Annotated in this window: 1 protein-coding gene; it reads right to left on the minus strand. The window is 59.8% G+C overall.

The features are described 5' to 3' along the window. Positions 1-53: 53 nt before the first annotated feature. The coding region (locus tag SB764_RS44720) for an arginase family protein (RefSeq protein WP_410867401.1) at positions 54-234 on the minus strand (181 nt) is incomplete at its 5' end.

Here is a 234-nt window from a genome sequence, read left to right on the forward strand (position 1 = left end):
CTGGATGGTTTTGTCTTCGAGCCGGGGAACTTCGGCGGAAGCATTGGGCTTGCTCATGACGCGCTCGATGAGGCAGATTGGAGTTCACGGGCAGCCGAGGCGTTGCTACGGTTGACCATCAATCCGAGCAAGTCGAAGACCAGGGTCGCCGCTGCAACGGAGGTGATGTCCGCATGATCGTAGGCGGGAGAGACTTCCACGACGTCGGCACCAACGATGTTGATGCCGTCCAGG

This window comes from Paraburkholderia sp. SIMBA_027 (assembly GCF_046535315.1).
In the GTDB taxonomy this organism is placed as follows: Bacteria; Pseudomonadota; Gammaproteobacteria; order Burkholderiales; family Burkholderiaceae; genus Paraburkholderia; species Paraburkholderia tropica.